This window comes from Mycobacterium sp. (assembly GCF_049281135.1).
Classification (GTDB): Bacteria; Actinomycetota; Actinomycetes; order Mycobacteriales; family Mycobacteriaceae; genus Mycobacterium.
On sequence record NZ_JBAPRN010000312.1, the window covers coordinates 1 to 8,672 of the forward strand.

At 64.9% G+C, this 8,672-nt stretch carries 8 protein-coding genes and 1 pseudogene; 6 read left to right on the forward strand and 3 right to left on the reverse strand.

The genetic code is table 11. The features are described from left to right. The 4 genes from WAN02_RS12650 to WAN02_RS12665 form a co-directional block, all read left to right on the forward strand. On the forward strand, positions 1 to 888 hold an 888-nt coding region (locus tag WAN02_RS12650), incomplete at its 5' end, for a glutamine synthetase (protein ID WP_422264516.1). After that, positions 885 to 2,003, forward strand: a complete 1,119-nt coding sequence (locus tag WAN02_RS12655; protein ID WP_422264518.1) for an amidohydrolase family protein — start codon at positions 885 to 887, stop codon at positions 2,001 to 2,003. The genes WAN02_RS12650 and WAN02_RS12655, both read left to right, overlap by 4 nt. Before the next feature lie 18 nt (positions 2,004 to 2,021). After that, the gene (locus WAN02_RS12660; protein WP_422264519.1) at positions 2,022 to 2,855 is read left to right on the forward strand and encodes a lysophospholipid acyltransferase family protein; all 834 of its coding nucleotides are present in this window, start codon (positions 2,022 to 2,024) and stop codon (positions 2,853 to 2,855) included. Then, positions 2,855 to 3,295 (forward strand): SRPBCC family protein, encoded by a 441-nt coding sequence (locus WAN02_RS12665; RefSeq protein WP_422264520.1) that lies wholly within the window; start codon positions 2,855 to 2,857, stop codon positions 3,293 to 3,295. The genes WAN02_RS12660 and WAN02_RS12665 overlap by 1 nt, the downstream gene beginning before the upstream one ends. A gap of 29 nt (positions 3,296 to 3,324) precedes the next feature. On the opposite strand, the gene WAN02_RS12670 is transcribed toward WAN02_RS12665, so the two are convergent. Together WAN02_RS12670 and WAN02_RS12675 are read right to left on the reverse strand one after the other, a co-directional pair. After that, positions 3,325 to 4,119 (reverse strand): NmrA family NAD(P)-binding protein, encoded by a 795-nt coding sequence (locus WAN02_RS12670; RefSeq protein ID WP_422264521.1) that lies wholly within the window; start codon positions 4,117 to 4,119, stop codon positions 3,325 to 3,327. A gap of 193 nt (positions 4,120 to 4,312) precedes the next feature. Continuing rightward, entirely contained in the window at positions 4,313 to 4,774 is a 462-nt protein-coding gene (locus WAN02_RS12675; protein WP_422264522.1) for a hypothetical protein, read from the reverse strand. 138 nt (positions 4,775 to 4,912) lie between these two features. Here WAN02_RS12675 and WAN02_RS12680 point away from each other — a divergent pair, with 138 nt between their 5' ends. Next, positions 4,913 to 5,728: a helix-turn-helix domain-containing protein gene (locus tag WAN02_RS12680; RefSeq protein WP_422264523.1), complete on the forward strand. Its 816-nt coding sequence runs from the start codon at positions 4,913 to 4,915 to the stop codon at positions 5,726 to 5,728. A gap of 70 nt (positions 5,729 to 5,798) precedes the next feature. Beyond that, a complete protein-coding gene (locus tag WAN02_RS12685; RefSeq protein ID WP_422264524.1) occupies positions 5,799 to 8,456 on the forward strand; it encodes an ATP-binding protein in 2,658 nt (885 codons plus the stop codon). A gap of 12 nt (positions 8,457 to 8,468) precedes the next feature. Here the strand turns inward: WAN02_RS12685 and WAN02_RS12690 are convergent. Next, positions 8,469 to 8,672, reverse strand: a pseudogene (locus WAN02_RS12690) (nuclear transport factor 2 family protein); the annotation flags it as partial.

Genomic DNA, 8,672 nt, shown 5'->3' on the forward strand with positions numbered 1-8,672 from the left:
GCACAGTACGGACTGGCCGGTTTGCTCGAACACGAGGCGTTCGTTCGCGACGTCATCGCTGCGACGTCAGTGTCCGGTGTCGCGATCGAGCAGTTCCACCCCGAGTATGGGGCCAATCAATTCGAGATCTCGCTGACACCGCAATCACCTGTAGCCGCGGTCGATCAGCTGGTGCTGACCCGAATCATCATCGGCCGCATCGCGCGGCGCTACGGCGTGCGAGTCAGCCTGTCGCCAGCGCCATTCGTCGGCAGTGCCGGATGCGGTGCCCACCAACACTTCTCACTGACGAACTCAACCGGCCCGCTGTTCTCTGAAGGCGCGGGTATTCACGGCATGACGAGCAAGGGTGAAAGCGCGGTCGCGGGATTACTGCAAGCGCTGCCGGAGGCGCAGGGGATGCTGTGCGGGTCGATTGTTTCCGGGTTGCGACTGCAACCCGGAAATTGGGCCGGCGCCTACGTCTGCTGGGGCGCTGAGAATCGAGAAGCAGCCCTGCGCTTCGTCGTCGGCGGGCCCGGCAACCCATACGGCGGCAACCTCGAGGTCAAGGTCGTCGATCCGTCGGCCAACCCGTATTTCGCAACAGCCACCGTCCTTGGCCTGGCGCTGGACGGCATCAAGCAGAAAGCCGTGCTGCCCGCCGAGACGAAGGTCGACCCGGCAGCACTGAGCGATGCGGAGCGCAATCGCGCCGGCATTACCCGTCTGTCCACCGTGCAGGCGCACACCATTGCGGCACTGGATAATTCGCAACGACTGCGCAGCATTCTCGGCGATCCGGCCGTCGACGTCGTGGTCGCAGTGCGGCGCTTCGAGCATGAGCATTACGCCCACCTCAACCGCGAACAATTGGCCGACAAGTTCCGGATGGCTTGGAGCGTATGACGGTGTCGGCTCTGGCGGAACATATCGCGGACGTTCCGTTGATCGACCAGCACGCGCACGGTTGCTGGCTGTCAGCGGGGGATCGGTCGCGGTTTGAGAATGCTCTCAACGAGGCCAACGTCGAGCCGCTCGCCGCCTTCGACTCTGGATTCGACACGCAACTGGGCTTCGCCGTGCGTGCTCACTGCGCACCGTTGCTGGATCTCCCGCGGCACGCTGAGCCGGCGGACTATTGGGAACGCCGCAGCCACCACACCGAAGTCGAGTTGGCGCAGATCTTTCTGGGCGCCGCGGGGGTCAGCGACTGGTTGATCGACACCGGCTACGCCAGCGGCGTGGCGGAGCCGCCACAGGTCGCCGATGTGTCCGCGAACCGCGCCCACGAGGTGGTCCGCCTCGAACAGGTGGCCGAACAGGCCGCGGATTCCCCAGGTGACTACGTCTCAGCATTCGAACAAATCCTGAGACGTCGTATGAGAACCGCAGTGGGAACCAAGTCCGTCCTGGCTTACCGCGGTGGCTTCGACGGCGACCTGACCGAGCCGTCGGCGGCCGAGGTCGCGGCCGCGGCTGCCCGATGGCGCGACGACGGCGGTCGTCGCCTTGACGATCGAGTTCTGCTGCGGTTCGGGCTGCATCAGGCACTGCGGGTGGGCAAGCCACTGCAATTCCATGTGGGTTTTGGCGACCGAGAATGCGATCTGCACAAGGCCAACCCGCTGCTACTGCTCGACTTTCTGCGCCAGTCCGGCGATACCCCGATCGTGCTGCTGCACTGCTATCCCTACGAGCGGGAGGCCGGCTATCTTGCCCAAGCGTTCAACAACGTCTACCTGGACGGCGGTCTGAGCGTCAACCACCTCGGCGCGCGGTCACCGGCATTCATCGCCCGACTCCTGGAGCTGGCGCCGTTCCGCAAGATCGTCTACTCGTCGGACGGATTCGGCCCGGCGGAGTTGCACTACCTTGGTACTGCGTTGTGGCGCAACGGCATCGAGCTAGTGCTGAGCGGATTCGTGGACGCCGGCGATTGGAGTGTGAGCGACGCGATGCGCGTCGTCGACCTCATCGCTCACCGTAACGCCGCCCGTATCTATCGGTTGGGCGATGCATGAATCGGGTATAGAGCGCCTATGGCGACGTTGGGCGACCTCAAGGATTGGGTGCGGGAGCAGGTCGCATCGCGGGTCCCAAAGGCTGATCTGGACCAACGCGACCCCGACTACATTCGCGACCAGCTGCCCAGAACATGGCTGCTGGCGTCGTTGTATTTCCGGGCCGACGTGCAGCACCTCGACCGAATTCCCGCAGAGGGGCCGGTGTTGCTCGTCGGCAACCACAGCGGGGGCAATGTCCCACCCGACACCTTCGTCTTCACGCTGGCGTTCTGCTCCTATTTCGGTGTTGAGCGGCCGTTCTATCAGCTGGCGCACAACCTCGTCGTATCGGCGCCGCCGCTGGGATGGCTGCGCAAATTCGGCACCGTCGCGGCCAACCCTGACAACGCGCGATTGGCGTTGGAGTCCGGAGCCGCACTGCTGGTTTACCCCGGCGGGGACTATGAAGTCTTCCGGCCATCCTGGGAACGACACAAGGTCGATTTCGACGGCCGCATGGGCTACGTGAAGCTGGCGCGCGAAGCCGGCGTGCCCATCGTGCCGGTGGCCAGCGTTGGCGGCCAGGAAGCCGCGTTGTTCCTGTCCCGCGGACAGGGGCTGGCCAAGTTGCTGATGGCGGACAAACTGTTGCGGCTCAATAGTATTCCGATCTCTATTGCGCTGCCTTGGGGCCTGAATATCAGTGACCTGGCCGGCCACATCCCGCTGCCCACCAAGATCGCCATCGAAGTGCAGCATCCGATCGATGTGGACGGCGACGATCAGGCGGTGCACGACAAAGTGATGGCCAGCCTGCAGGCCGGTGTCGACCGCCTTGCTGCCCGACGCCGATTCCCGGTGATCGGCTGATGCGCGTCGAACGCCGCAATGTCATCGATGCCGACCGCGACGCGGTCTGGAAAATCGTCGGCGATCCGGACAGCTACCCGTCCTTCATGACGCGCCTGGAGCGTTGGGAGAGCGCCAACGACCGGCCGCTGGGTGTCGGCGCCCGCTATTTCGTCCACTGGAAGGTCGGCTCGGTGCCGGTCGGCGGGCTGATGGAAGTGGTGGAGTTCGACGACCGACGCGACCTGGCGTGGGTCGGTATCACCGGGGTGACGCTGCGCGGTCGGATCCGGTTGCGCGACGCGGGGAATGGCCAAACCAAGGTGACGTTCCGGCTGTCGTACCAGGCGCCCGGTGGGATTTGGGGCTATATCGCTGACCGTGTCGCGGTGGGCCAGGTGGGTCGTATCGCAGCCGATACCCTCAAGCGGCTCAAGCGACTTGCCGAGCTCGGCGGTTGACTAATCAATCATGTCAACCACATTCGTACTCATCGACGAGGGCTACCGCTTGTTTCGAACTGGGAGCGGGTTGCCTCCACGTAATCCTCCACGGTGATGGGTTTGATGCCCCCGACCACCTCGACGAGATTGTTAATGCCGGCGAAGATGCCGTCGCGGTAGTCCTGTGCCACGGCGCTGATGTGCTGCACGAAATGTGCCGAGGCGCCGGCGGCGGTCAGGCCGGCCGCGAAGGTAGGAATGTCGGTGGGCTCGTAGCGCACCGGGATACCCACGGTCTCTTGAACTTTCGCGGCGATTTCATACCAGTTGAGTTCTTCGGCGCCGAACAATTGGTAAGTCTGGCGGGCATGCGGGTCGGGGTTTTGCAGGATGGCCGCGATGACATGGGCTTGATCGGCGGCGTCGATGGGGGCGAAGCGGGCATCGGCGAAGGGCAGCCGATAGATCCCATGATCGTTTTCCCGGATCCAGAACATATTCAGCAAGAACGTGAAGAACGTAGGCCGCAGATGCGTGGTAATCAGCGCGCTGCGATCCAGCAGCCGCTCGGCGATCCAATGCGCCCGCGCAGCGTTGCTCTTGGCTTCTCGGCGCGCCGGGATCTGTGACATGTTGACCACCGCGTGCACGCCGGCCTCGCTGGCCGCTTGCACGAAGTTCGCGGTGCCCTCCACCAAGCCAGGGGCTACCGGGTAGTTGAAGTAGGCGGCGCTGACCCCGGCTGTGGCGGCGCTGACTGCCGGAAAGTCGAGTAGATCGCCTTGCACGACTTCGGCGCCCAGTTCACGCAGCCGATCCGCGCGCCCGTCAAGGGAGTGCACGAGCGCGCGGACACGTCGACCGCGTTCGCGTCACAACTCCAGTGCGGGCACCGGTGTTGCCAGTGGCGCCAGTAATCAGGAACAACTCTTCGGTGTCGATCATCTTTTTGCCTTTCCCGCAGGTGAACCTGCTCTGGCGCCCCGCACTGCCACGTAGATCAACGGGCAGCGGTGGACGCCGCGAGCCCTTCTACTAAACCTCCGCCACGCTTTCGCCGCTACGGGCTTGGATGGCCTTGACGCTGGTGACGAACGCCTTTCCCAGCGAGCGCTTTCCGACGGTTCCGAGCACGCCCGCGAGTACCTTGCCCCTCAGGTTTTTGCCTTGGCGAACGATGGCGACATCCACATCGGTCATTCCGTCGGACTGCCGCGTCAGGGTGTAGGTGTAGCCCGACGCGCCGCCGAACATGTTGGAGTCGGTGGTCGTCAGCTTGACGTGCTTGCGGTCGGACCAGTCGTAATGCAGACGCTCCCAGATGCCGCCCGAGCCCTCGGTGACGTCGGCATCAGCCGGGCTCAGATGATGCACCTTGAGGTATCCATCCGCGCTGTTCGGGAACAACTTGGAGCGGCCCGGTCCGAAGTCGGTGAGCCCCGCAACGAACTGCTCAGGGGTTGAGGTTGTCGTCTGGTGGAAGTGGATTGTGGACATCGCGTCCTCCTTATTGTGGGTGAGCCGATACTTGTGCCAAGCATGAGCGCACCCCGCACGCTGCGAATTCCGGCAAACGGATCGGCAGCCAGTCCCAATTAATCGTGGTAGTGGCGGGGACAGCCTTACCATCAGGCGGTGCGACCCAAGCCCAGCGCGCTGGGTGATTATCTGCGTGCGCGCCGCGAACAGGTTCGTCCCGAAGAGGTCGGCTTGGCCGCTGGTGCGCGTCGGCGCGTTCCGGGTCTGCGCCGCGAGGAGCTCGCAACCCTCGCCGGCATCAGCTCCGCCTACTACCTACGACTCGAGCAGGGCCGTGACACCCGTCCATCAGCACAAGTTGTGGACGCGCTCGCGCACGCTCTGCGGCTCGACGTCAAAGCGACGGAATACCTGCACAGGCTGGCCAGCGCGCCGGTCAGAAGCCGGCCGCACCCCGCTGGAGAGACAGTCGCGAACGGGCTCGACAAACTCATCGATCAGTTTCTAATGCCGGCCATCGTGGCCAGCAGATGCCAGGACGTGCTGGCCGCGAATCCCTGCGCCCAAGCGCTGTCACCCGGCTTCGCACCTGGCGAAAACTTCCTTCGCTGGCGCCTTCTCGACCCCGCGGCCCGCGAGCTCTATGTCGATTGGGATGAGGCGACCGCAATAGCGGTGAGTGGGTTACGCGATGTTGTCGGGAGCGATCAAAGTGATCCTCGGTTGCGGGCGTTGATCGACGAGCTCTCAGCTGCCAGTCAGCGCTTCCGCGAGCTGTGGGCGCGCGCGGATGTCGGGTACCGCCCCGGCATCATCCACATGCGTCACGCCCGAGTTGGCGAGCTTTATCTCCACCGAACGAGCCTCGATGTGCCCCATGCCGGTGGGCAGCATCTGCTGATTTTCTACGCCGAGCCGGGCAGCGAGTCCGCAAAGGCGCTCGAGGAACTCCGGTCCCTTTCGGCTGAATGAGGACGATAGCGTCGGGGCCGTCCTGCGATGTTCGACGTGAAAACAGGGTCGGTTGTGACATTCTGCAGAGGTGTCCGCTCCTTCGGGTGTTGTGACGTTCTTGTTCACCGATGTTGAGGGTTCGACCCGTCGGTGGGAAGCCGACGCGGACGCGATGCGCATCGCCCTCGCTGCCCACGACGAGGTATTGCGCAAGGAGATCGAGGCGCACGGCGGCTGGTTGTTCAAACACACCGGTGACGGGGTGTGCGCCGTGTTCGCCTCGCCGCGCTCGGCGGTGGATGCCGCCGTGGCCGCGCAGCGCGAGCTGGAGTTGCCGGTGCGGATGGGACTGGCGACCGGCGAAGCCCAGCTGCGAGACGGGGATTACTTCGGAGCGGTTTTGAATCGGGCCGCCCGCGTGATGGCCGCCGGCCACGGCGGGCAGATCCTGTTGGCCGATTCGACGGCGGGTCTGCTCAGCGGAGTTGATCTGGTGGATTTGGGGCCGCGGCGGTTGCGGGATCTACCCACGGCTGTTGAGGTGTTCCAGGTCCGAGCCTCAGGGTTACGGACGGAATTCCCGGCCCTGCGAGCAGTGGATGTGAGTCCGGGGAACCTGCGCGCTGCGACGACGAGCTTCATCGGGCGCGAGTCCGAGGCCGGCGAGGTTCACGCCGCGGTAAAGGCTCACCGGCTGGTCACGCTGACCGGGGTGGGCGGGGTCGGCAAGACCCGCCTGGCGACCGAGGTGGCGGCGCGGCTGATCGACGAATTCCCAGACGGTGTATGGTCTTTCGAGCTGGCCGCGGTCACCGACCCCGCCGCGGTACCCGACGCGGTGGCCGCGGTGTTGGGCATCACCCAACAACCGGGCAAGACAGTAACCGAGTCGGTGGCCTCCGCTTTGGAGGGCAGGCTGCGGTTGCTGGTCTTCGACAACTGCGAACACATTCTCGACGCCGCAGCTGATCTCATTGAGGCCATCCTCGCGCACTCGGCGACCGTGCGGATTATCGCCACCAGTCGAGAAGGACTCGGGGTGACCGACGAGCAACTGTGGCCGGTGCCGTCGTTGGATGTCGGTGCGGGCATCGACTCTGCCGCCGTCAATCTGTTCGTCGAACGGGCACACAGCGTGGCCCCTCGGTTCTCTATGGCCACAACTGATGAGGCGGAGGCGGTCATCGAGATTTGCCGCCGCCTCGACGGGATCCCGCTGGCCATCGAACTGGCGGCTTCACGGATGGCGTCGATGACGGTGAGCGAGGTGCGTGATCGTCTGGATCAGCGGTTCCGGTTGCTGGTCGGCTCGCGGCGCGCTCTGGAACGCCACCACACCTTGCGCCACGCCGTCGCGTGGTCCTACGACCTGCTCGACGAGCCGGAAAGGGCGCTCCTGAATCGGTGTTCGGTCTTCGCCGGCGGATTCGACCTCCAAAGTGCCTGCGCCGTCATGAGTTCCGATGACGACTTCGCCACCCTCGACCTGCTGGACGCGCTGGTGCGTAAGTCACTGCTGGTCGCCGACCGGTCTTCGGCGCGGACCCGGTTTGCGATGCTGGAGACGATCCGCCAGTTCGCCGAGGAACAACTTGTCGCCCGCGGCATTGCATCGCAGATTCGGGCCGCCCACTCGCGCTACTTCGCCGAACGCGAACCCGACATCCTGGCCCTGTGGGACAGCCCCCGACAACGCGAAGCCTACGACTGGTTCACGATCGAACTGGCCAACCTGCGCACCGCGTTTCGCTGGGCCGCCGACCACGGCGATCTCGATGTCGCCGCCACCATCGCCACCTACGCGACGTTGCTCGGTTATTTGCTCGTCAATTATGAGCCGATTGCCTGGGGCGAAGAGCTCATCGAACCCGCCCACGCCGTCGAGCATCCCCGGCTCGCGACCGTGTACGTGATTGCGTCGCTGTGCTACAACACCGGACGAATCGAGGCGGCTGTCGGCTACAGCGACGCAGCCCAGATTGTGATCGACGGTGGCCGCCACGAAGAGGTGCCGTTTGGCCTCGAGGGCGGGCTTGGTGGCGCATACCTGGCCATCGGCCAGCCCGACCGAAGCGTCGAGTGGTGCCGCACCCAGCTCGCACGCGGCCGCGACACCCGAACACTCACCCGGGCATCCCTGGTCCTCGCACTGACGGCCGCCGGTTGCGGTGAGGAGGCGAGGGTCGCCGCGAACGGCCTGATCGATGCTGCCGACGCCACCCACAACCCCTTTGCGCTCTCGTATGCGATCTACGCCCACTCCCGCGCGTTCCGCGACGCGGATCCCCCCGCAGCGCTGGACGCCACGCGCCGAGGCCTGCTGATCGCCCAAGACAGCGGCAACCGCTTCAGCGAGACGGCGCTGGCGGGCAGACTTTCCAGCCTCGAGGCCGAACACGGCGACCCGCTAGCCGCGCTCGACCACGTCTCCCTGGCGATCCGCAACTACCACGACGCGGGCAACACCACCGGGTTGGGCAGCGCCCTCGCGATCCTCGCCGCCCTTTTCCAGCGCCTCGGACGCCACGAACCGGCGGCCACCATCGCCGGGTTTGCCCTCAGCCCGTTCACCAGCACGTTCGTGCCCGAATTCAACACCGCGATCACCCACCTTCGCGATGTGCTCGGAGAGGCGACCTACCAATCGCTCGCCGATAAGGGTGGGGCGATGACCACCGCAGTCATGGCGACTTACGCGTACGACCACATCGACCAGGCCCGAACCGAACTCGAACATTCGAGCTGAAAGGCAAGGCGGTCAGACGAGTCCCGTCGCGTCGAAAATCCACGACGTGTCAGCGGTCCCGAGATCCTCCAACCAGGTCGGCGGCGCCTGCGCGGTCATGCCGCCCATGTCCCAGTAGTCCTTCCACAGCGTCACCTTGCCGTCTTCGACGCGGTGGACCGAAACAAATTGCAGCACAGCCGTTTCCCCGCTTTTCCAATTCCAGGTTTCGGAGTG